This window comes from Paenibacillus hexagrammi, from assembly GCF_021513275.1.
In the GTDB taxonomy this organism is placed as follows: Bacteria; Bacillota; Bacilli; order Paenibacillales; family NBRC-103111; genus Paenibacillus_E; species Paenibacillus_E hexagrammi.
Genome location: NZ_CP090978.1, coordinates 1,898,938 through 1,921,907, shown reverse-complemented (window position 1 = coordinate 1,921,907; position 22,970 = coordinate 1,898,938). Strand labels below are relative to the sequence as shown.

Sequence of the window (22,970 nt, the reverse complement as noted above, 5' to 3'; positions counted from 1 at the left end):
TTACACGCGGATTATCAAGAAGGTCTCTTGCCAGTGCGCCTCTCGACAAAATAACGCACACGAACAAGAAGCATCAACAATACAGCAACGGCTAAGCTAAGAATAATCGGGAGCCCTGCCACCTGAAACACCAACAGCATGATCGAGCCGATCGCGATCAGTACATAGACGAGCAGCGTTTTGAGGACAGGCAGCTTCCGAGTACGGAATACTTTATTGTAAACGTAGGACATGAAGATAAAGATTAATAGATATGTAATGTAGATATGGTTTCCAAACCATCCGGTCAACCACTGCATCCGTGCGCACCTCCAAAATAAAATAATTCCTAATAGGGAAAGGGAAATGCCGGCAAAAGCTGCGCTTTTTCCGCATTTCCCTCTTTTCATGACATGTTTACACGTTCGTTTCAGCCATTTTACGATGCTTCTCGGCACGCTCACGCTCTGATTTATTCAAAATCTTTTTACGCAAACGAACGGACTTCGGCGTAATTTCACAATACTCATCATCATTACAGTATTCAAGCGCCTGCTCCAAAGAATAAATGCGAGGTGTTTTCATTTTCACCGTTTCTTCTTTGTTCGCAGAACGGATATTATTGACCGCTTTTTCTTTACAAATGTTCACGATAATATCGTTATCACGTGTGTGCTCGCCAACGATCATGCCCTCATAAACCTCTGTTTGCGGATGTACGAACAGGATTCCGCGATCTTCAACGGACAGAATTCCGTACAACGTGGATACGCCCGTTTCACTGGAAACCAACACACCTTCATGACGTCCGCCAACTCCAGCCCCCATGTAAGGACCGTAGCTGTCAAACGCATGGTTCATAACTCCATAGCCGCGAGTCAGCGTCAAGAAATACGTTCTATATCCGATTAATCCACGTGCCGGGATAAGGAATTCAAGGCGAACATTACCGCTGCCGTTATTGATCATATTGACCATCTCAGCTTTGCGTGTTCCCAGACTCTCCATAACGGAGCCCATGCTTTCTTCCGGAACGTCGATGATCAAACGCTCAATCGGCTCCATCTTTTGTCCGTCAATCTCACGGATGATAACTTCCGGCTTGGATACCTGAAGCTCGTAACCTTCACGGCGCATATTCTCAATCAGAATACCTAGGTGAAGCTCACCGCGGCCAGATACGATAAATGCATCCGGGCTATCCGTATCTTCTACGCGCAAGCTCACATCAGTTTCAAGCTCTTTGTACAGACGCTCACGAAGCTTGCGGGAAGTGACCCATTTCCCTTCACGGCCTGCGAATGGGCTGTTGTTAACAAGGAATGTCATTTGCAGCGTCGGCTCATCAATCTTAAGCACCGGCAGCGCCTCAGGATTGGCAGGATCTGCGATCGTTTCTCCGATATTGATGTCTTTAATACCGGCTATCGCAATAATATCGCCAGCGCCCGCTTCCTCGATTTCTACACGCTTAAGTCCAGAGAAGCCAAACAGCTTTTCAATTCTTGCCTGCTTCATACCGCCCTCGCGCGTCATCACCGCAACACTTTGTCCTTGACGGATTTTACCGCGGTTCACACGGCCAACACCAATACGTCCTAGATACTCGTTATAATCCATCAAAGTAACAAGGAATTGCAGCGGCTGTTCGACATCCTCGGTAGGAGAAGGAATATGCGTGACAACCGTTTCATAGATAGCTTCCATGTTCGCATCTTGCTTATCAGGATCCAAGCTCGAAGTTCCTTGAAGCGCCGAAGCGTATACAACGTGGAAATCCAACTGTTCATCCGTTGCGCCAAGCTCGATAAAGAGATCCAGGACCTCATCCACAACCTCTGCTGGACGTGCGTTTGGACGGTCGATTTTGTTTACAACGACAACAGGTGACAAATTGGATTCTAATGCTTTACGAAGCACAAACTTCGTCTGCGGCATCGTACCTTCAAAGGCATCGACGACAAGAAGTACACCGTCTACCATCTTCATGATCCGTTCTACCTCACCGCCAAAGTCGGCATGCCCCGGTGTATCAACAATGTTAATCAAATAATCCTTATAGTTAATGGCCGTATTCTTAGCCAAAATTGTAATTCCGCGCTCTCTCTCTAAATCGTTGGAATCCATCGCTCTTTCCTGTACGGCTTCGTTCTCACGGAACGTACCGGATTGCTGCAGAAGCTTATCTACCAGCGTCGTCTTCCCGTGGTCAACGTGTGCGATAATCGCAATGTTGCGGATCTTCTCTCTTGCGTGCATGAATGTCAAACCCTCTCTATCCTTTAATTTTCGTCTCTGATCTCATAAAAAGAAGCGTCGGACGAAAGCGCCGACGCTTGACATTTAACCTTATTATATGCAATAAAGCGACATTATGCAAGATATTTGCCTTGTAATTCTGCAAAACAACTGATTATGTAGCATTTACCTGTTACCAAGATCTCGGTTTGCGTGAAATGATTAGTACACCAGCTGCGATCAATAGCAGGGCAATCACATAGATGCCCAATTTCACCAATAATGTAATGGCAAAACATATGGTTGCTACTATACCTAAAACCATAGCTGCGATCCACACTCCGCGGTCGCTGTTTCGATCGAACAGATGAAATTCATATAGGCCGATGGCTACACCAAGAATAAATCCCGGCCATAAATAACTCGTCGCATGCCAACCGAAGATATTGCAATAAAAGAACATCAGGGCATAGGTAGTTAAGATGCCGCCCGGCACCAACACGCCCGCAGGAAGAGAACGGTTAAAATATAACACATGAAACAAAAGCCCCGGTATAAGCAGCACGACCGGCCATAAGAATGCAAATACAAAGTGAATGACGCCGATCTTACCAAGAATCAGTACGACTGCCAGGCCAATCAGCAGCAGCCCGATGGAATAGCTGTTTCTCGCCATCCGACTTCCCCTCCTCCAGCGCGATAAGTGAGATTTGTTTCGACACTTGTCTACAATAGTTTATCTCACTTTTTTCCAAAACGCTAGGTGAGCAGGGCAATATTCCCTGTCACCTTCGATTGCGCCGCTTCGCATCCAGCAAGCGGCTCATCGCGTCCGGCGGCGCAGAGCGCTCCGCCGCCGGTGGAGCGCTCTGCGCCGCGCCCTCCTGCTGCGGCGGCCCGGCTCCAGGCCGCTGCTGCGCAGCAGCGGCCCCAGGCGCCAGCGGCGCGCTCGCCGAAGGCGGCGCCGCTGGCGCGGAGGCGGCGGGCTTCGCCACCGCCGCAGGGCGATGCAGCTTGCGCGAAGCAAGCTGCTGTCGCTCCCGGAGACGCGCAAGCGGCGTCTCCGCCAGGGCATCGCCGACGACGGCACACGTCGGCGGCGGGTTCACGGGCGCGCGGGCATCGCGCGCGCCCGGCGGCACAGCCGGGCCTGCTGCGCGGGCCCGAGCTGCTGCTGCCGTCCGGCGAAGGAGCCCGGACGGCCAGCTTATGCGGCGCGCTGCGATATCGAGCAGCAGCAGCGCAAGTGCTGCCATCAGCAGGCATTCGCTGATGGGCTTCTCTTGCCTCTGCCCTGCGGGTTCGAAGGCGAATACCTCTTCCGGATGCTCCAGAGACAGCATCCGGCCACCGGTTAAGTCTGCCAGCTGCTTCAGCTTCGTAAGCCCTTGTCCGTCTGTAATCCGGTACTCAGGGGAATAAGGAACAACAACCCCCGTCGTTGCGCTGCCGACAACCTGCGGCTCGCCTCCATGTCCATTATCAGTATCAAGCAGCTTGGTTTGCAGAAGATAGACGCCAGACTTATCCACAGGCATCCTGGTTGAATAAGTTCCAGGTGCAGTCGGTATGAAGCTGAGTTCCTTCGTTTGCAGCGATGCATCGGTTGCCACAGCTTGGAGATCCCCATGGAAACGAGGGTCCCCTACCTCAGCCTCCAACGAAGCTTCATTACCTGACACGTGCGTCGTCAAGGTAAGCGGGGAAGACTGGAATTGCGGAAATGTCCATTTGATCAAACCGGTAAGAAAGGCAGGAAATCTCTGCCACGCAACCCAATCAGACGACCAACCGCCCGTCACATCACTTGTCCACGCAGCTGATCTTCCAGTGCCATACTGCCACGTTGCCAGAATCGGATCCGGCTCAGCGCTTGATAAGACAACCTCTGCCGTCTCTTTTGGCGTTGTTGCTATATAGCCCTTTAGCCCAGGAACTCCGCTCCCAAACAGATTGCCCCATTCCGCGCCCCCTGTAAAAGAGGGGACAAATGGCTGATTCACCACATAGGTTCTTGAGATGAGAACAGCCTCCCGGCTAAAAATGGCGGGAATCGTTGTTTCATCCACAGCAGCGTAATATCTGCCCTTTGCTAGCTCAGCTAGCAGCTTGAGCAAGGTCTGGTCTGCATCTGTCCCGATGGCTACCGTTGACATCGTCACATTTTGCTGCTGCATGCTTTGTGCCAGCGCTTGGTAGCTCTGATTTGTCGAGGATTGCCCGTCCGTCAGCAGAATGATATGCTTCCGCTGTGCGTCCACATTCTTTAACTGTGTATAAGCCTCAGCGACAGCTGAATAAATTTCAGTTCCTCCGTCAGCCGGAATTGAATTGATTTTACCGATAATCTCGTCTTTATTTGCCAGCTGCTGCGGCTTCACATACCATACCGGTGAGGAGTCAAAACCTAGTACGCCAAGCGTATCCTTATCCCTTAGCAAATCGACGGTGCGAGAAGCGGCCTCTTGAGCCAACTTCATTTTATCGCCGGACATGCTTCCTGATTTATCGATGACTAGCACGATCCCGAGGGAAGGAATTTCTCTTTTCCCCCGCAAATCCATATACACCGGCAGCGCACGCTCAATCGGCGTTTGAAAATACCCGCCTAGTCCATAGCTGTCCTCCCCGCCAAGCATCACGAGTCCGACACTGTAGTCACGCACCGCCCGCTCGATCATGTCCATTTTCGCCTGAGGAATTCTTGTAGCCGGCACATTGTTCAGTACAATGCTGTCATAGCCTGCGTAAACGACTAGCTCATTAGAAAGTAGCTCCGGTTGAATGGTTTCATAAGGAACCAGCGCGGATTGAAGAGCTGCCTCTATATTGCGTGAGTTCCCCTCTGTTCCCTCCACAATTAGTACCTTAGGCGGACCTTCCACTTGACTAAAGGCATAGTCAGTATTATTGACGGACAGCTCGTCACCCTCCGTATACAGCTCCGCCTTGTACGAATGAAAACCGGGCTCCTTGGCCAATGTCTTGATAGCAAAGCGGTTCTCCCCCTTTTCCAGCTCAACATCCTGTTCGGTCATTTCATGATGATCTTCATAGATGCGCAGCTTTGCGCCTCCCGTGAATGTAGAGCGAATCCTAACTTCCACAGTATAGCCTTCGGCTTGGAACAGCTTATCGGGTATTTGAAGCGACTCCACTGCCGCATCCTTGCGCTCCCGCTGCGGGATCGGAACGACATCCACAGGTACTCCGAGATCCTTCAGGAGGTTGCCCTGCCGCAGCATATCGCCTACATTCTCCTCCCCCGTCACTGAGCAGAACGATACGTTTGCCTCCCTCTGTATGGAGCATCCCGGCCCCCAACTGCAAGCCTTCCGCAATGTTGCTGAATTGAGTATTCATCTTTGTCGTAAAATTGAAGTCTTCCAAGGAACGATTCGAAACTGCTGTCTCCAGCGCCGCATCCAATCCAATGGATACCACGCCTGTTACATCTTCGGCGGCTTTTGTTTGCGCAGCACTTTGAATCCAGCTCGCTAGTGTACTTTGAGCTTTTACACTATCCGATCGATCGACGGCAAACACAACACTGCGATTGTGCTGCCAAGTAAAAACCTGAGTCCCTGCTAGACAGCATATGAGCAGCAAAAGCAGGAAAAAACGCAATGTGAAGACAATGTATTTACGTACCCCGTATAAGCGAGGTGCTCGCTTCCATACCAACCATGTATACAAGAGTAGAAGCACAAGAAGCAGCAGCAGCCAAGGTCTTTCCCAATTAATACCCACGCCTATACACCTCCCATTCCACGAGAAGAAGCGCTAGAATAAAGGCTGTGATCCACGTCATCATCGACGCATTCGATGCTGACTCCTTATCACTTGAAGTAAGAAGGGACGGGCTGTCAGCTCCTACCGCTGGGCCTACATGCTCACTGTCAGTAACTAGCTTCAGATCTACGGTTGTCCCAATGCGGGATTCCCGTGGGTCTAGAATCGACTCAAGCAACCTCGATTGGATGACTGCTCCTGAGCGATCATATTCAACAAACTTGTACAAGCCTGGTATAGCGGGGACTTTTTGTACAGAGGACAGTCCATTTACTGTTTTTCCAATAGGATGTACTTCCTCTGAATCTGACATCGCCCGGTCATCACTCGTTACAGCCGAGACACCTGCATGCTGTTCATTCTTCGATTTACTTGGGCTAGAGGATCGTCGTGTTTCCAAAATTTCAGATGCATCTGTTACTTGCCCCGCATTCCTAGTTTCATCCGTTGCAGACAGCCGCTGCCCCTCCGGTCTATGCATTTCGGGGGATGATACCCTCTGCCACTCAGCTTTAACCGATTCCGGAGATATGGCCATTTCCAATTGCTCTGATGCCGTCCTGCGTCCCAGATTACCTCCCGCTTGATTCGTCAGCCATGAAACAGCATTCTGGATAAGAATCGGAAATTCCGCGCGCAGCGGCAGATCCGATTGTTCTAGAGAAAAGGCAAACAACAGCCTTGAAACCCCCATTTGTTCCCCAGCTAGAAGAAGCGGCTGATTACGCGTTGAAATAATTGCTTTTGCCCAAGTTAGGTCGGTAGAAGAAGTGTTCAAAACAGCATGTCCTATCTTGGACACATGGACATCCTGCCATTGCAGGAGGCGAGTAACGGGGTGGTCCGTCAACTGAAAAGGAGGTTCTGCAGAGGCTGAGTTCAGAGCACCTTGTGTATCATCAGCAGGCGGAATGGAAAGCACAGGCTCCTCACGAATCATCTTGCCCCACTCATTTCCGGCAATCTCGCTATCCATGACTCCGTTTAGAATAATAAGATCCTGATCCCTCCCGCTTGGCAACGAATACGTCCCGTCAGCCCCCCGTTGGCTTTTGATTACATCCACTTTTGCCAAGGACAGCGCTTTTTCAAGAAACAAATTATCCTTTCCCACATATAACGCACGCCTGCGTTCTCTATATTCGGCAAACGCATACGCAATATTGTCCATCTCTAAAGCATCATTCGAATCGATTTGCAGCTGATAATACGAAGCCGGCGATAGATGATTCCAATACATGGACTGCTGCTCGCCTGCCTGAAGCATAACCTGCTGAATGACAGGTGCCTTTGTTTCTGCATATAAGGCTGCGCGAAAGCTTACAGGCTCAGCGCCCCAATTTTTATAAACGGCAACAGCTTGCTCCTCATCACCTTCAGAGGAATGATTGACACCAAATTGCAGAATACTCACATTCCCAGCAGAGTTCGATGTGTCCAGCTTTTCAACGGTAACCGGAACCGAGAACACAATGCCTTCTGCTGATTCTGTCCATTCACAGTCTGAATAAACGCGAACCTCCGCATTTTTCTCATCCCGAGTCAGCGCAGAAGCAAGAGAAAGCGTCTCCATATAAGCTGCATGGCCGTAGCTCGGATCAACTTCACTTAGCGCTTCCTCCAGCAATTTCAAATCGGACTGATTTTGCAATGCAATATGGGGCTGATCTTTAATGACAAGTAATGAATAGGTGCTATAGGCTGCATGCTCTTTGGCAAATGACAGAATTTGACGCTTCGCCTGTTCCATCCGCGTCGATACTCCCGTTAACGCCTGCATACTGCCTGATGCGTCCAAAACAAACCAAACATGCGGTTTTGCCGCAGCGTGGTCCCAAGCAGGCACGAATGGCTTCATCAGGGCTCCTACCATGAGCAAAGCAGCTAACAGCTGCAGCCACAACAAAAGCTGCTTTTGCAGTCGCTGCCAGGGACGATTGGCTTCCAGCTGCTGCAGCGCACGCTTCCATAGCAATTGGCTGGGCACTTCCTTATCGAGATAGTGTCGTTTTAACAAATACAAGCCGGCAATGATCGGCAACGCCGATAAAAACCAAAGCGCGTTCAAGGACGCGAAGTGCAAAGGAATCCCCCTTTCTCATTGAAGTCGCACAATGATCTACTCTATTTAACGAATCAGACCGCTGCTCTGTAATTCATTCCACAACCAAGCAACAGGGTCGGTATCCGTTACCGCTAGAAAGCAAGCGATCCCGTGCTCATGGCAAAATGCTTTCAGATCTAGGGTATGCTCCTCTACAGCCAGACGGTATGACTGCAGCACTCTCTCGGTCATGGCAACCTCCTTGGACTGTCCTGATTCGCTGTCAATCAATTTTAATTCTCCGGTTAAGGAAGGAGTTATTTCTTCAGGTGTCAGAATTTGCACAACGACCACTTCTTGCCGAGCTGCGAGAAGATACTTCAAAGACTCCTTCACGCCCGCTTCATACATAAAGTCTGAAAAGAGCCAAGTCATGCCTGGTTGTCTGTACAGCTGGCCCGAATACTTGAAAACGGCTCCTATGTCTCCCTCTCCATTCGTTTCTACTGTTTCAAGAAATTCGAATAATCGCGGAACGCTCCCCTTACCTCGCAGCTGCTTGACTTGCCCCGTTATCGTATCTACAAATGTGGAGACGGACACCCGGTCGTACCTGCTGAGTGAAATATATCCAATGGCGGCAGCGAGTTGCCGGGCATAGTCCCATTTGGTCAGCGGCGCCTGTGAAGAATATGAATAGGAATAGCCTCCAAAATCCATAGATTTGGAAGCATCCAGCCATACATGCACATGCAGCTCCTGTTCATCCATAAAAAGCTTGATAAACGGTCTACCCGTCCTCCCATAAACATGCCAGTCCAGTCGGCGCGGATCGTCCCCCGGGGTATACAACCGATAATCCGCAAATTCCATCGATGTCCCCCTGTCAGTAGAACGTCTTTTTCCTTGCATTGCGCCTCGAATTCTGTTTTTGGAGGCTATACTGAGCTGCTCGAGCCGATGGAGCATAGGAGCATCTAACAGCGGAGTCCGGGATTCAGACTTCATCGGCTATTCTCCAAATGTTCGATAATGGTACCAATAATAGAATCCGGGGATATATCCATCGCTTGTCCTTCAAAGTTAAGCATCAGCCGATGACGCAGCGCAGGGTACGCAACAGCTGCAATATCCTGCTTGGAAACGTGGTATCTGCCGGCCAGGAACGCCCTGATCTTGGACACAGCGATCATAGCCTGCACGCCTCTCGGACCTGAACCAAAGCGGACATATTGCTTCACCATCGCCGGTGACTCACTCTCCTGAGGATGCGTACACATCAGCAGTTGAACAGCGTAATCCAACGTGTCCTCGGCAACGACTACTCCCTTTAATCCTGTCTGAATGTCTGTAAGAAGAGCGCCATCTATTATTTTCTCTGCTTGCTCCACAATCGCCAAGGTTGTACGAAGCACGATTTGTTTAAGCTCCTCCTTCGTGGGATAACTGACTGCGATTTTGAGTAAAAATCGGTCAAGCTGCGCTTCAGGCAGCGGGTAGGTCCCTTCCTGTTCCAACGGATTTTGCGTAGCCAGCACAAAAAATGGAGACGGCAGGCGATAGGTCTCTGAACCAACCGTCACTGTTTTCTCCTGCATCGCTTCCAACAAAGCACTCTGTGTCTTCGGTGTTGCCCGATTGATTTCATCCGCGAGGATGACATGGCCGAACAACGGTCCTTTTTGAAACCGATAGGAATTATCTCCCTGTGCTCCAAATTGAATCACATTCGTTCCGGTGATATCGGCAGGCATGAGATCAGGCGTAAATTGAATTCTGGAAAAGCTCAGGTCAACCGTATCCGCTACCGTTTTGACGAGCATGGTTTTACCTAAACCGGGAATTCCTTCAAGCAGTGCATGACCGCCTGCCAGCAAACACCAGAGAAGCTGCTCCACGACTTCCTGCTGGCCGACGATCACTCGTCCTATTTCCTCACGTATGCCTGCTATTGCTCTGCTCCAATCCTCAAGCTGTTGCTTTGATTCCAGCATTATCTGTGCACTCCTTTCGTTAAATAATAAATTGCTTATCCATTTTCCAAACTGTTATCGTTGTGGCTGTATCTCCAAAAATAATCCCGAACTAAACTTTGCACTTGCTGCGGCAAGTCGGAACGATTCATCGACTGGGATGCTTCTGCTTCATACTCCGCATAGACGTCCTCGTAAGGCCTCGATGCTCCGTCCATTGCGGGAGCGGATTCCCCAGCGCTTATTTGGCTTCCATGTCCGCCGCTGCTCAATGGGCCCCCATCTACGTACGTGCTGCCCGAACCGCTCCGCTCCCGCGGCGTCGAGACGAGCCCGCGAGTGCCTGCGCCGAAGCCGCCCTGCGTCCCGCCTGCTCCACTCGCTTGCGCTCCTGCTCCCGCGCCTGCTCCGCCCGCTTGCGCTCCTACTCCCGCGCCTGCTCCGCCTGCTTGCGCTCCCGTTCCCGCACCTACTCCGCCTGCTTGCGCTCCCGCGCCTGCTCCGCCTGCTTGCGCTCCTGCTCCCGCGCCTGCTCCACTCGCTTGCGCTCCTGCTCCCGCGCCTGCTCCGCCCGCTTGCGCTCCTACTCCCGCGCCTGCTCCGCCTGCTTGCGCTCCCGTTCCCGCACCTACTCCGCCTGCTTGCGCTCCCGCGCCTGCTCCGCCTGCTTGCGCTCCTGCTCCCGCGCCTGCTCCGCCCGCTTGCGCTCCCGCTCCTGCTCCACTCGCTTGCGCTCCTGCTCCCGCGCCTGCTACGCCCGCTTGCGCTCCTGCTCCGCCTGCTTGCGCTCCCGCTCCCGCGCCTGCTGCAAGCCGCTCGGCTAAGCCGCCCGCGTCCCAGGCAGCGCCAGGCTGACCGCCGCTTGCCGCGAGCTCGCGTGCCTCCGGCAGTGCGTTGGCGGCCATCTTCGCGGCGAGAGCTGCCGCTTGCGACTGCTCCTGAGCGAGCGCTTCTGCATCAGCGCCCGCTGTGGCTAATGCTGCGCCGAGCTCCTCCAGCGCAGCATCAGCCTTTCCGCTGCCACGCAGCGCAGCGGCAGCTTGCTTGAGCTGCGTGCGCAGCTGCTGCTCCTCTTCCTGCGTCGGCGCGGCAGCTGCTGAAGCAAGCCGTTCCAGCTCGCTGGCAAGCTGCTGCTTTTGCTGCGGTGTCATTCTTGCAATCCGTTCGCCTGCTTGGCTAACTGCCGAGCGAATTCGATCGGATTGCCGCGACTGAAACGCTTGCCCGATTTGTCGCAGTGCCTCTGTACGCTGCCACGATTCAGCCCACTGCTTACTCTGCAGCTGCTTCTTCTCGAGCTTAGCGATACTTGCATCCAGCTTTTTCATCGCCTGCTCCATCTCATGAAGCGCCTCAATTGAAAGCTTCGTATGGTCAAGCTTATCTTGCAATATCTGCAAAGCTTCTCCTATTTCTTTGGATTCCAATAAATCCGATGGTTTTTTATTCCAGTCTTCCTTCCACGCTTCCACCTGCTTACTTTGCTTCTCCATCCATTCCTGCTGCTTGTGCCGATTGGCCAAGTAAGTATCCATTTGATTAGGAATAAAGAGCATCAGAACAAATGCTGCTAATAACGACGACGCCGAAACCCAATGAATAGCTCCAATTCGCACTTTCAAGCGGCTCTTTAAATCCTTGCTGACAAAGCTACTTACCGCTTGTTCAGCATCCTCACGAAGCAGCACCGCGAAAACGGTGGTTTGATCTTCGCTTTGGAGCGCCGTAAGCACCCTGTCATCCAAGCCGTTCCTATCCAGCCATTTCGCAGCTGCAGCATCTCCAGGACGATTCCGATAAAACCATATACAACCCATCCCGAGAAATGCAGTACAGCTCGCACAAGCCCATATTCGGTAATCCGTAATGGGGAAGATACGAGCCATGACCATCCACGCGCATGCAGCCAACAAACCTAAACTTAGACTTGTGAGTCCATATTGAACGCCCAAGTTCATCCATAATCTACGTTTCACAGGACGCAAGTGAGCCCGAAGTGTTAAATTTGGCATAGGAATACGCTCCTTTCTCCCCTAATACTGGATTACTTATTTCTTCTTCGTGATAGGCCGCAAGTGACGAATGCTGAGCCACAAGAGCAGCACCGATATAATCGCGTATGCCGCAAAGAAAATGTGCCACATTTGCAGCCAAGAATGTTTTTGGAAAAATTGTCCTGCAGCCTCAGGCACCATTAAGCTTATCAATACAGCCATCGGATTTACGCTCAGAAAATATGAGAGCACCTCTTCATTCATACCGTTCCGTGACAATTGAGCGAAGAATAAGCCTGCTAAGGCTGTAAATCCGTAAGCAAACAAAACAAATCCATAAGTTGTAATGACCGAGATCACAGTCTTTTTGAACATCGTAGAAAAGAATACGCCTACCGTTCCGAGTACGATCATGGTAAAGATATAGAACAAGAACACAGACAACAGCTGCCACGGAGAGACGCCGCCATATAGGAACACGATGCTGTACAATGGCATTGAAGCAAGGACAGTCAACAGCATAAAGCTCAGTGAAGAGAACAGCTTGCTAAGAATAATCGTCGAAGAGCTTTGCTGCGTTGTAAGCAAAATGTTGAGCGTCTGCTTCTCCCGCTCGCCGCTAATTACTCCAGCCGTAAGTCCCGGTGTCATAAATGAGATCAGTACAAGCTGTGCCCCGCTTAAAAAGTAAAACAGCTCACTGCTTGTTCTCGTGCTCAAAACGCCTCCCGATAACTGCCCCATGTTGATATAAGCAAAACCTAACGCCAGAACACTAAGAACAAACAGATAAACCAAAATCGAAATCGGTGAACGCACGGTACGCATGCGAAGTCTGAATTCTTTCTCCATGACCGGATTAATCATATTGATTCTGCGCTGCATCGTGCGCTCCGCCTCCTTTTGTAATTTCCAGAAATACATCCTCGAGATTCGTCATAGCCTCACTGAAAGACACGATCTGAAAGCTCATCTGCAAGCATTGTGCCAGCAAAGCCGCCTGCTCTTCATCCGAGCCTCCAAAGTGAACGTGAACTCCTTTTTCATCGGTAATCACCATCGTAACCTGGGGCTGTCCCTTCAAAAATTGGGCACATTCCTCCTGCCGCTGTAGAACGCGAATATGTAAAACACGGTTCGCCTTCATTCGGTTTTGGATGTCTGCGACCTTTCCCTTAGCAATCAGCTTGCCATATTCAATCACACCAATTTCATCGACCATTTCGGCGAGCTCCGGCAAAATATGAGAGGAGATGAGGATCGTCTTGCCCATCAGCTTCAGCTCTTTCAGAATCTCCCGCATCTCAATGCGCGCTCTTGGATCTAATCCCGATGCAGGCTCATCTAGAATCAGCAGTTCAGGCTGATGAACCAGACAACGAGCCAGACAAAGACGCTGCTTCATCCCACGGGACAATGAATCCACATAAAAATCCGCTTTATCCGTCAGGTTAACAAGCTCGAGAAGCTGCGGGATTAGCTTAAGACGCTCCGCACGAGGAATTCCATAGCTCGCTCCATAGAAATCCAGGTACTCCGTCGTTTTGAAATTATCATAAACGCCAAAGAAGTCGGGCATGTAGCCGATCAGCTTCCGCACTTCCTTTGGCTTTTCCGTTACATCGTAACCTCCCACCTTAGCGATCCCAGAAGTAGGACTTAGGAGAGTTGCCAGAATGGACATCGTTGTTGACTTCCCTGCACCATTAGGTCCTACAAAACCAAACACTGTCCCTTGGCCAATGTCCATCGTTAACGAATCCAGAGCGGTAAAGCTGCCGTATCTTTTGGTCAAATTCGTGATTTCTATCATGACTGTACCGTCCCTTCCAGAGAAATGGCAGGTATGCGGAAGTTTACATTCGGTTGAACCGTCGACACCTTTAAGCGGATGATCTGTTCCTCACCTGCAAAAGGCGCAAATTTGTCTTCGTTCCATTGGAGCTCCGGTTGTGTCGGTAACGATTCCCATGCCTGAGACTTACGATTCCAAATTTCCACTTTCACATCCTGATTGACTTCTGTTTGCAAACTCAGCTTCTGATATACAGCTCCGGATATTTGGGGAAACGAATAGGTTAGCGTCATGTCTCCGCTGCCGATCTGCATGTAAGGCCCATTTTGAAACATGATGGCATTCATGGTCGTATGGTTATCCGTTATCTGTGGAACGAGAGCGCTGCTTGGTACTACGATTTTGCCATCAGGGGTCACAAAGTTCATGTTCATTTCTTGGGTTATTAGTGTGAATCGGTCCGTCGGAATTTGGTCTCCGTTTGTTAAAGATAGTTTCTCTCCATCCTTGGACCATCCGATGACCATCGGTTCAAATGCCCCTGCTGCATTCGTTTTTACATTCAAATATGAACTTAGCATCGATCGCTGCTGATAGTAGATATCTTCTGATGCAGAACCGCCTTGGTACGGGAAAACCACATTAGCCGCGTCCTGTGCATAGGAAATGTTGGCCGCTCCTGCCGTAGTGAAGGCTGCTTTGGCACCGGCTTTTAATTCCCCGATCCGGATCACATTCTGATTCATGATGACGGCAACGTCCGACATGTCCCATTTCGTCTGATTTATAATCTCGCCTTCCGCACCATTTATGGACAAAGAACGAAGTGTATACTCAAGCCTGCCTGTTTCAAGAGGGGCGTCCGTATCGATCTGCATTTTACTCACCGAAGAATACGGTACATCCTGTATACGAACCCGAGAGTTTCCGTCCCTTTGCTCAATGACCAGCTCATTGCGACCTGTCGTAGTACGGCTTGAATTGCCATCCACTGCTCTAAAGGGACTTACGTGTGTATGCCCCGGCAGCTGCAGCTCAAGGCTTCCGCCTTTCGGCAAAAATACAGATAAAAGCGCCTTCTCCGTTCCCATGCCTGTGCCGTCCAGCTCCAGAGTTTGAAACAATTGCGCCATCGTGCTGCCTCTGCTTGAAGAGCCGATTTGAAAGATACCCGCACTTACAGCAACGGCTAATACCGGAATCATCACCCAAGCCCATTCCCTGCGGTCCATTCTCTTCAATACTACATACAAGATGGGGCCAATAATTACAGAGTAGACCAGCATAACCCAAGCCAATATGGATAGTCTAGGCGGCTTCAAGGATTGGAAAAATTCTAAAGCGCGACTCAGATCCCAATAGGGACCAGGTCCGAACTTCATTTGATTCTGATTCGCTTGATAGGTTAGTTCGAATGGTTCTTTTAAAATTTGTTCCCAAAGCCTTGGGTTTCCGTTCCAGGATGCCATTGGGTTCAAGGCCAGATCATAGGCGGCATACATCACTTCCCCTCTGCCTACCGCAATGTCAGCAAATAATGGCACTTGATCTTGGGTTGCCGCTATCACGTTCGCATCCTGTTTAACTGCTGCCTTCGAGATGGTGAACGAATCCGTCAATGAAAGTTCTTTATCCCCCAGCTTTTCCAAAGCTTCAAGCACACGAATACTCTCTGTATGCTCATAGGTAACAGGTGAAATATCAACGAATGGCGCAGCTGTTTTCGGATAACCGGCTCCACCGGCAAGAAGCAAGTATCCTCCGCGGCGGACCCAACCTTGGATAGCAGAGACCTGCTCTTGCGAAAGAACATCAGAGGCAAAATTATTGAGCACCATCACATCGAAATTGTCTAAAGCCAGTGCTATATTCGGCACATCACTGCCCTTCAAATGTACGATATTCGTCTTTTTACCGTTTTGACTTAACAGCGCAAGGAAGTTCATCGTATCCACATCTTCGGCAAGAACACCTACTTGAACGGTATCTGCCGGAATTGTCGTTGTCTCCAAATAGGATGTACCTTCCAGTGGTATTGGCTTGCCATCCTCCAGCGAATCCCGATAAAGTAAGATTGCATTATTCCCTTTGGAGTAATCCATACCAGGTAACAACATGGTCACAGTCTTCGTGCTGCCGCGTGGCAAGTCAACATGCTGCACAAACATGCTGTCCTTGTTACCATCCATGCCGGCTGATTGAAAGGCAAGGTCTCCTGATACGTCTTCTCCCGAGTTGTTCAGAGTAACCTGGACAGGAAGCCAACGTCCCAATTTGACACCAGATCCAAACACTTGTTCCGTTTGTATCTGAATGGTCCCTGAAGGTTCAGCAGCGGCATGTCTCGCAGTACCTGGCGCGAGCTGCAAACAAGCTGCAACAGCTAACCATGCGGTGCAGACTTTTAGTATGACATTTCTCTTTATACTTAATATCCTCACTCTATAGACTCCCTTCATAACCACTAACTATCTATCCTTCTAGACGGATTCATTTCCAAAATGTTTCAATTCAACGAGCACAATTGATCATATTCAACAGTTATTGCCCTGCAAACAAACAAAAAACCGTCTAGATGCATGGCAACATGCAACGATAGACGGTTTTCTTCCATGAACTAAGCTTCGCTTGATTTTCTGCCCGATCTGACCAGCTTGACCAATAATCCGGCAGCGATCACGACAATCGTCGTAGCAATCGGGATGATCGTATGTAAATACTCGTTATGATAGAGGAATAGATCAATCATTTTATCATCCTGTACAAACATCTCACCGGACGTGTAGCCCAGTATTCCAGCTCCAATGTAGACGAGAATCGGAAATTTATGCAGCAGGTTCATGACCAAGGTGCTGCCCCAAATGATGATCGGGATGCTGAGACCAATTCCTAATATGATGACAGTCATATTGCCTTGTCCCTTTGCTGCTATCGCAAGGACATTGTCTAAGCTCATGACGAAATCGGCTACAATGATGGTCCAAATAGCTTTACCCAGCGTAGAAGCTTCCTTTACATTTGAGTGGCTGTCGTCGTCAGTAAGCAGCTTGACCGCAATCCACAATAACAGAATCGAGCCCCCCGCTTGAATATAAGGGATGCTGAGAACGCTCACGGCCACCACGGTAAGCACCAACCTTAGTGCGATAGCACCAAATGCGCCCCACCACACCGCTTTATTCCTTTGTTCCACAGGCAGATTTTTACTTGCAAGCGCAATGACCACCGCATTGTCTCCGCTAAGCACAATATTAATTAGCATAATTTGCAAGAACAAGAGCAACTGATCCCACACGTTTATTTCCTCCGATCATTCATTTGTAATCGTTCACGTTTAGAATAAATGCTGTGTTGCTATCGCTTTATCCTCATACACAATGCGAATCGTTTCCGTTTGCATGACCGCTTGTTCGATCAATCCCGGCAAAAATTCCATACTGCTCTCGATCTTCTCAATAACCCTGATATTCGGATTCGTGCTTGGTGAGGGCGGAAGAAATAACGTGCAGCAATCCTCATACGGTAGGATCGAGATCGGAAACGTACCGATCGACTCTGCAATGCGGACAATCTCCTTCTTGTCCATCATCATTAAGGGCTGGAGAATCGGCAGCGTCACTACTCGACCTATGGCATTCAAGCTTGGCAGAGTTTGACTAGCCACTTGTCCCAGACTTTCACCGGTGACAAGGGCCGACAAGCCCTCTCTCTCGGCAACTTTTTCCGCGATCCGATACATGGCCCTTCGCAGCAGCGTAACGAATAAATTATCCTTATACACACCATGGATGGATGTCTGAATGTCTGTAAAAGACACCAAATGGAGCTTGATGGAGTGTGTATAGCCTGAGAGCTGTCGAGCTAAATCAATTACCTTTTCTTTTGCTCTTTCGCTCGTATAGGGATAGCTGTGAAAATGAATCGCCTCCAGCTCCAAGCCTTTACGCATGGCAAGCCATCCGGCAACAGGACTGTCGATACCGCCGGAAAGCAGCAGCAGAGCTCTACCTCCTGTCCCAAGCGGAAATCCACCCGCACCCTCTTCTACTTCGGCGTACAGCAGCGCTTTTTCTTCACGCAGCTCAACTCGAAGCTCAACTTCCGGGTCGTGCACGTCCACAGTAAGGCCGTGGCTAGCTTGGAGCACGTAGCCGCCAACTAGATAATTCATTTTCTGAGAATCATAAGGAAAAGATTTATTGACTCTACGCACACTCACTTTAAAAGTAGCTGGCTGTTTGCGTAAATGTTTCATGATCGTTAATGCCGTTTCTTGAATGGCTTCAAGCTCCAGAGGAGCCGTAAAAGCCGGACTGAATGAGGCCAGTCCAAACACCTTCTGCAGCTTGATGGCAGCATCCTCATAGGATGCATCTCCTAGCTCCACATATACGCGTCCATACTCCGGAATATACCTCAAACTTGTAAATTCGGACAACGCTTTGCGAATTTGGGATAGCACGCTCTTTTCAAACTTCCTCCGATTTCTGCCTTTCAATGTTAGCTCACCTAAGCGCAGAATCATACAATCCGGTTTCATAGACGTTTCTCCCTTCTTGATGTTGACTTCTGAGCAGCAGGGACCAGCATTTTCACAGCCAAGGAAAGATGATCAAGAAAGTAGTCCGCTTCGCCTTCTGTGAGATCAAACCCATAACTAATTCTGATTCCGCTTTGTGCTTGCTGACGGTCGTATCCCATAGCCAGGAGCACTGAGCTCGGCTCCGAACGATTTGATGAGCAAGCAGATTTCGTAGATATATAAATCCCGCTTTTTTCCAATGCATGTACAAGAACCTCCGCTTTCAAGCCGGGACATGTCACATGTACAATATGAGGAGCCATTTTCTTGTCATCAGACGTACCAGTAAGATTCACACCAGAGATACGGGCTATGCCGGCTGCCAAGCGGTTACGAATTCGATAAGCGTGTTCGAGCCGCTCCTGCATGAGCTCCATAGAAAGTCGCATCGCCTTAGCCATACCTACGATGAGAGGAAGATTTTCCGTACCCGATCGCAAGCCGCGTTCTTGGCCGCCTCCAGCTAACAAGGGCTGGAGCTGGATCCCTTTTTCTGCAAAACAGTAAGCCTGCTCCCTTGGGGCCTCTAAATTTGTGAGCGGAGATGCTGCACAGATCTATCCCCCACTCTCCTAAAGAAATAGGAAGCTTCGTCATCCCTTGCACAGCGTCGACATGATAGATGATCCTAGGATAAGCTTTCAGATATCTCCCTATCTCGGCAATGGGCTGCACAGCCCCTGTCTCATTATTGACGAACATAGTGCTGACCACTATGGTTTCCTCACACAACGCTTCTACTAACGAGTCCATACTTATCGTTCCGGCCGAATCAACCGGCAGGTACGTCACTCGAAATCCTTCAGCTTCGAGCTGCCGAAAAACCCCAAGCACAGAAGGGTGTTCGATTTGAGTCGTTATGAGATGATTGCCGCGATGTCGGTACTGGTAAGCAGCTCCTTTAATCGCTAGGTTGTTGCTTTCCGTACCGCAAGAAGTGCAAATAAGCTCTTCGGCAGATACTTTGAGCAGCTGTGCCATCGATTCTTTTGCTTGCTGCAGCAATCGTTCCGCTTGGACACCGAGTCCATGAATCGAAGACGGATTCCCGTAATAGGTGCTCATCACTTCCGCTACAGCCGTGATTACGTCCTCATATGGCGGGGTTGTAGCCGCGTAATCCAAATAAAGCATGTTGATAAAAATCCCTTTCTTTGGGCAATGATATTCCCTTATCATTAAAGCTTATATTGGAGCATAACTCAAGCCTTTCTATGATTCGTTTCCCCACAGACAAACAGGCCGTCATTCGCTAAAGTAGCGAACATCGGCCTGTTCCTTTGGACATCATGTGGAAAACGTCTGTTTATATCCGAGAACTTTACTGATATAGGTTTGAGTTTCTTTGGGAAGCAAGTGAAGCTTATTCGCCAGATCCTGGTCCGTACGGATGCCCACGCGGTCAATTCGTCCGGGACCGGCATTATAGGCAGCTAAAGCAACTCCCTCATTGCCGTTATATTTGTTAATTAAATTACTTAAGAAGTGAGTTCCTGCATCCACATTTTGCTGAGGATCAAAGGCATTCGTCACTCCAAAGCCGGCTCCCGTTCCGTCCATAAGCTGCATGAGCCCCTTAGCTCCCGCGGAGGAAACGGCTTGATGATTAAAGTCGGACTCTTGTTGAATAACTCCTTTAATAAGCGCCGGATCCACGCCATAGCGACGGCTTGCTGCTTCGATGATACTGTCATATTGGGAACCGCTGTCTGACTCCGCAGATGCAGTTGTTGAAAGCGGCGTATATGCTCGATTTAAAGCGTACATAGAACTGGGAATCCCATTTCCCGTATCAGCCGCCATACCCGTGAGTCCAGACAAAACATCTTGACTGTCCGTCGTACCTCCGGCTTGTCCCATCAGAGCTTGAAGCAGCTCACTGAAATCTCCTGAGTCATCAGTTGAGCTTGTGGAGCTGGTATCACCTGAAATTAGCGACATCTTACTCAACAGCTGAAGTTGAAGGAGTTCTTTCATCACTCTGGGATCAATGCTGCTAGTGTTCATCATGCTTCCCTCACTTTTATATGGATAAGTGCTTTCATTGTACACGTTTTGTGACTTAACGACCATCCCCAAATTTAAGTAATAGCACCCATGCTCGACTTAGCCTCTAACCATTCAAGAGAAGCTGTCCCCTAATTCTTGATAATGCTGAATGAAAAACTAAGGAGCATTTGGTGAACAGCTACTAAAGCCAGAGTGGCCCAACCTGTAGCAACAAAATTAAAGAACAGCCCCACTAGGAGCTGCCCCATTTATTAAGAAATATTTTGTTGAAGAAGTTCATCCTGCTCCATCTGTCTGCGGACGGTCACCCTGGAAATTCGCAAATGATCGGTTTCTTCCACGATAAAAATCAGTTCATTCCCATAAGCAACTTGCTGATTCTTACTTGGAGGGATCTCGATTTGAGAGTAGATCCATCCTCCAATGGTGTCATAATCATCCGATACAATGTCAACTCCGAAATAATCATTCACTTCATCAATTAGCAGGAGACCATCGATAGAAAACGTGCGTTCATCCTTCATTTCGATACTCGGACGTTCTTCGTCGAATTCGTCCTGAATCTCACCAACAATCTCTTCCATAATATCCTCAAGCGTAACTAGGCCAGAGGTACCGCCGTATTCATCAATCAGTAGAGCCATTTGGCTCTTACGCTTCTGCATCATCTTCAGCAAATCGCTGATATGAATGGAATCTGGAACCGTCGTAATCGGACGAATGAGCTTCTTAATCCCTTTCAGATTAGCGTCAGGCTTGAGCAAGTCTTTGATATGAACAAACCCTACAATGTTATCCTTATCCGGGTCACAGACAGGATATCGGGTCCGCATTTCCTTTATGGCAATGCCCAGGTTCTCCGAGAAAGACAGGCCGGCATATAAACATTCCATTTCGGTTCTTGGAATCATAATTTCTTTGGCCGTAGTTTCAGCAAAATCGAATATATTATCAACAAGCGTTAGCTCCGTGTTATCGATTAATCCGCTTTTGTGACTCTCCTTCATGAGTACACGAATTTCTTCTTCCGTATGCGCAAGTTCATGCTCGGTCGTCGGCTCAATTCCTGCGCGGCGAAGCATCCAGTTCGAAATTCCGTTCAGTAACCAAATAAAGGGATACATAATCTTGTAAAAAATGATCATCGGCACGGATGACAGCAGGGTGATATCCTCTGCTTTCCGTATCGCATACGTTTTAGGGAATTGTTCTCCCAATGTGATATGGAGCGTAGTCATCAAAGAAAAAGCAATGATAAAAGTAATCGTATGAAAAACGGAATCAGGCAAACCAAGCGGGCTAAACATCGGCTCTAAAATTTTGGCAAAGGTTGGTTCGCCGACATAACCAAGGCCAAGTGAAGTCAATGTAATACCGAGTTGGCAAGCAGACAAATATGAATCAAGCTTATGAATGATACCTTTGGCAAACTTGGCGTTCCGGTTGCCATCCTCAGCAAGTGATTCAATACGGCTTCCTCTGACTTTCACCATCGCAAACTCGACAGCAACAAAAAAACCGTTAAGCAAAACAAGAAACAGCATTACCGCAAAACTAAGTATCGTTGCCGGTAAAGGATCGTCCAATACCTTACCTATCCCCTCAATCAGGTTCGGAGGAGTATAGGTGCACCTCCCTTTGAAGTCAATTTTGAAATATCACTTTTCATTATATAATAATACTCTAAGCATTCAAAGAAGTGAATATGTCTCCTGATGCCAAAAAGTACGAGCAATCGAGAGGAAAATGTCTAAAATGATGCTTGAACGGTCGATTACCCCTTAATAACCATGATCTACACGGAATACTAAGATTTTTTACATACAACAAGCCCAAGCTGAGGTTCGGCTTGGGCTTTGTCTTGTCAAGCATAAAATGGTACGAGTACAAAATAAGCGAATACTGCAAGAAGTCCAAGCGCAATTGACCAACTGCCAAGGGCTTTGTTTCCCAGAGAAAAAGCATAAATTCCAAGTATAACACCTGATATACCGAGAACCACAGGCCAAACAAAAAGCGATAGCAAAGCGATCAACAGCGCCGTATAACCGACTGCTTTGTTACGGGTGACAGCTTGCACCATTTCTTCCATCTCTTCATCGGATACATCTTCTGTTTGAATGGACCTAGTGGAAGATCGAGTGAAAGAATCACCGTAAGGTATTCTCCGTGCTGAAGGTGCGAGCTCGGCGGCATATTCCTCGTGCTCTTTCAATCCGCCTTCTACCCGAAGCTGTTCCCTTTGAAAGCGTGCTTTGGTCTCTGGCTTCAATTCATCATCTTTTGTCATAATTGCCTCCGCTTAACCTGAAGCGTTACCCGTTTTTCTTCGCCTTAAAGGTATGACAGCAAGTATTGGCGACGCGATTTGCAACATCCTGGTGCTCGGTGTCAAAGGATTCGCTCGCAAACTCCGAACCGTAGTCCGCATTAGCGTGCTTGTCGACTTCGATCATAATGGAATTAGCGCTGCACAAGTTGCCCTGCGCCCAGTATTCGCAGTTCGCAACTGAACATTTAACATCTGGCATTGTCGAATCACCCCCTTAACAATTTGCCCGTC

At 49.1% G+C, this 22,970-nt stretch carries 20 protein-coding genes; all 20 read right to left on the bottom strand.

Annotated features, from left to right (window positions below):
• Window positions 1-14: 14 nt before the first annotated feature.
• On the bottom strand, window positions 15-299 hold the full coding sequence (locus L0M14_RS08230) for a YlaH-like family protein (RefSeq protein ID WP_235121681.1): 285 nt from the start codon (window positions 297-299) through the stop codon (window positions 15-17).
• A gap of 97 nt (window positions 300-396) precedes the next feature.
• Window positions 397-2,238, bottom strand: a complete 1,842-nt coding sequence (gene typA, locus L0M14_RS08225) for a translational GTPase TypA (RefSeq protein WP_235121680.1) — start codon at window positions 2,236-2,238, stop codon at window positions 397-399.
• A 172-nt stretch (window positions 2,239-2,410) separates the two neighbouring features.
• Window positions 2,411-2,893: a LiaF transmembrane domain-containing protein gene (locus L0M14_RS08220; RefSeq protein ID WP_235121679.1), complete on the bottom strand. Its 483-nt coding sequence runs from the start codon at window positions 2,891-2,893 to the stop codon at window positions 2,411-2,413.
• Between the two features lie 109 nt (window positions 2,894-3,002).
• The gene (locus L0M14_RS08215) at window positions 3,003-5,462 is read right to left on the bottom strand and encodes a VWA domain-containing protein (RefSeq protein WP_235121678.1); all 2,460 of its coding nucleotides are present in this window, start codon (window positions 5,460-5,462) and stop codon (window positions 3,003-3,005) included.
• Window positions 5,350-5,967, bottom strand: a complete 618-nt coding sequence (locus tag L0M14_RS08210; protein WP_235121677.1) for a vWA domain-containing protein — start codon at window positions 5,965-5,967, stop codon at window positions 5,350-5,352. The genes L0M14_RS08215 and L0M14_RS08210 overlap by 113 nt, the downstream gene beginning before the upstream one ends.
• Window positions 5,957-8,092, bottom strand: coding sequence for a vWA domain-containing protein (locus L0M14_RS08205; RefSeq protein WP_235121676.1), 2,136 nt, complete (start codon window positions 8,090-8,092; stop codon window positions 5,957-5,959). The genes L0M14_RS08210 and L0M14_RS08205 overlap by 11 nt, the downstream gene beginning before the upstream one ends.
• Window positions 8,093-8,137: 45 nt before the next feature.
• A complete protein-coding gene (locus L0M14_RS08200; protein ID WP_235121675.1) occupies window positions 8,138-8,926 on the bottom strand; it encodes a DUF58 domain-containing protein in 789 nt (262 codons plus the stop codon).
• Between the two features lie 131 nt (window positions 8,927-9,057).
• Window positions 9,058-10,047, bottom strand: a complete 990-nt coding sequence (locus L0M14_RS08195; RefSeq protein WP_235121674.1) for an AAA family ATPase — start codon at window positions 10,045-10,047, stop codon at window positions 9,058-9,060.
• A gap of 35 nt (window positions 10,048-10,082) precedes the next feature.
• On the bottom strand, window positions 10,083-12,038 hold the full coding sequence (locus L0M14_RS08190) for a coiled-coil domain-containing protein (protein WP_235121673.1): 1,956 nt from the start codon (window positions 12,036-12,038) through the stop codon (window positions 10,083-10,085).
• A gap of 36 nt (window positions 12,039-12,074) precedes the next feature.
• Window positions 12,075-12,905 (bottom strand): ABC transporter permease, encoded by an 831-nt coding sequence (locus tag L0M14_RS08185; RefSeq protein ID WP_235121672.1) that lies wholly within the window; start codon window positions 12,903-12,905, stop codon window positions 12,075-12,077.
• A complete protein-coding gene (locus tag L0M14_RS08180; RefSeq protein ID WP_235121671.1) occupies window positions 12,880-13,833 on the bottom strand; it encodes an ABC transporter ATP-binding protein in 954 nt (317 codons plus the stop codon). The genes L0M14_RS08185 and L0M14_RS08180 overlap by 26 nt, the downstream gene beginning before the upstream one ends.
• Complete coding sequence (locus L0M14_RS08175; protein ID WP_235121670.1) at window positions 13,830-16,256, bottom strand: DUF7408 domain-containing protein; 2,427 nt, start codon at window positions 16,254-16,256, stop codon at window positions 13,830-13,832. Before L0M14_RS08175 ends, L0M14_RS08180 begins: the two co-directional genes overlap by 4 nt.
• Window positions 16,257-16,432: 176 nt before the next feature.
• Complete coding sequence (locus tag L0M14_RS08170) at window positions 16,433-17,110, bottom strand: TerC family protein (RefSeq protein WP_235121669.1); 678 nt, start codon at window positions 17,108-17,110, stop codon at window positions 16,433-16,435.
• Between the two features lie 39 nt (window positions 17,111-17,149).
• Window positions 17,150-18,355 carry a tRNA uracil 4-sulfurtransferase ThiI gene (gene thiI / locus L0M14_RS08165; RefSeq protein WP_235121668.1) on the bottom strand — a complete coding sequence of 402 codons (1,206 nt, stop codon included), beginning with the start codon at window positions 18,353-18,355 and terminating at the stop codon, window positions 17,150-17,152.
• Entirely contained in the window at window positions 18,352-18,786 is a 435-nt protein-coding gene (locus L0M14_RS32330) for an aminotransferase class V-fold PLP-dependent enzyme (protein WP_350340492.1), read from the bottom strand. Before L0M14_RS32330 ends, thiI begins: the two co-directional genes overlap by 4 nt.
• A gap of 4 nt (window positions 18,787-18,790) precedes the next feature.
• Window positions 18,791-19,531, bottom strand: a complete 741-nt coding sequence (locus L0M14_RS32325; protein WP_260115450.1) for a cysteine desulfurase family protein — start codon at window positions 19,529-19,531, stop codon at window positions 18,791-18,793.
• Between the two features lie 153 nt (window positions 19,532-19,684).
• Window positions 19,685-20,407 (bottom strand): lytic transglycosylase domain-containing protein, encoded by a 723-nt coding sequence (locus L0M14_RS08155; RefSeq protein ID WP_235121667.1) that lies wholly within the window; start codon window positions 20,405-20,407, stop codon window positions 19,685-19,687.
• 251 nt (window positions 20,408-20,658) lie between these two features.
• Window positions 20,659-21,951 carry a hemolysin family protein gene (locus L0M14_RS08150; protein ID WP_235122850.1) on the bottom strand — a complete coding sequence of 431 codons (1,293 nt, stop codon included), beginning with the start codon at window positions 21,949-21,951 and terminating at the stop codon, window positions 20,659-20,661.
• 320 nt (window positions 21,952-22,271) lie between these two features.
• Entirely contained in the window at window positions 22,272-22,697 is a 426-nt protein-coding gene (locus L0M14_RS08145) for a hypothetical protein (RefSeq protein WP_235121666.1), read from the bottom strand.
• Window positions 22,698-22,722: 25 nt separating this feature from the next.
• Window positions 22,723-22,938: a DUF1540 domain-containing protein gene (locus tag L0M14_RS08140; protein WP_235121665.1), complete on the bottom strand. Its 216-nt coding sequence runs from the start codon at window positions 22,936-22,938 to the stop codon at window positions 22,723-22,725.
• Window positions 22,939-22,970: the final 32 nt, after the last annotated feature.

Coding starts and splice junctions, on each gene's coding strand:
- L0M14_RS08230 (WP_235121681.1), bottom strand. CDS start 299: ATGCAGTGGTTGACCGGATGGTTTGGAAACCATATCTACATTACATAT.
- typA (WP_235121680.1), bottom strand. CDS start 2,238: ATGCACGCAAGAGAGAAGATCCGCAACATTGCGATTATCGCACACGTT.
- L0M14_RS08220 (WP_235121679.1), bottom strand. CDS start 2,893: ATGGCGAGAAACAGCTATTCCATCGGGCTGCTGCTGATTGGCCTGGCA.
- L0M14_RS08215 (WP_235121678.1), bottom strand. CDS start 5,462: ATGCTGCGGCAGGGCAACCTCCTGAAGGATCTCGGAGTACCTGTGGAT.
- L0M14_RS08200 (WP_235121675.1), bottom strand. CDS start 8,926: ATGGAATTTGCGGATTATCGGTTGTATACCCCGGGGGACGATCCGCGC.
- L0M14_RS08195 (WP_235121674.1), bottom strand. CDS start 10,047: ATGCTGGAATCAAAGCAACAGCTTGAGGATTGGAGCAGAGCAATAGCA.
- L0M14_RS08190 (WP_235121673.1), bottom strand. CDS start 12,038: ATGCCAAATTTAACACTTCGGGCTCACTTGCGTCCTGTGAAACGTAGA.
- L0M14_RS08185 (WP_235121672.1), bottom strand. CDS start 12,905: ATGCAGCGCAGAATCAATATGATTAATCCGGTCATGGAGAAAGAATTC.
- L0M14_RS08180 (WP_235121671.1), bottom strand. CDS start 13,833: ATGATAGAAATCACGAATTTGACCAAAAGATACGGCAGCTTTACCGCT.
- thiI (WP_235121668.1), bottom strand. CDS start 18,355: ATGAAACCGGATTGTATGATTCTGCGCTTAGGTGAGCTAACATTGAAA.
- L0M14_RS32330 (WP_350340492.1), bottom strand. CDS start 18,786: ATGCGACTTTCTATGGAGCTCATGCAGGAGCGGCTCGAACACGCTTAT.
- L0M14_RS32325 (WP_260115450.1), bottom strand. CDS start 19,531: ATGCTTTATTTGGATTACGCGGCTACAACCCCGCCATATGAGGACGTA.
- L0M14_RS08155 (WP_235121667.1), bottom strand. CDS start 20,407: ATGATGAACACTAGCAGCATTGATCCCAGAGTGATGAAAGAACTCCTT.
- L0M14_RS08150 (WP_235122850.1), bottom strand. CDS start 21,951: ATGCTGTTTCTTGTTTTGCTTAACGGTTTTTTTGTTGCTGTCGAGTTT.
- L0M14_RS08145 (WP_235121666.1), bottom strand. CDS start 22,697: ATGACAAAAGATGATGAATTGAAGCCAGAGACCAAAGCACGCTTTCAA.
- L0M14_RS08140 (WP_235121665.1), bottom strand. CDS start 22,938: ATGCCAGATGTTAAATGTTCAGTTGCGAACTGCGAATACTGGGCGCAG.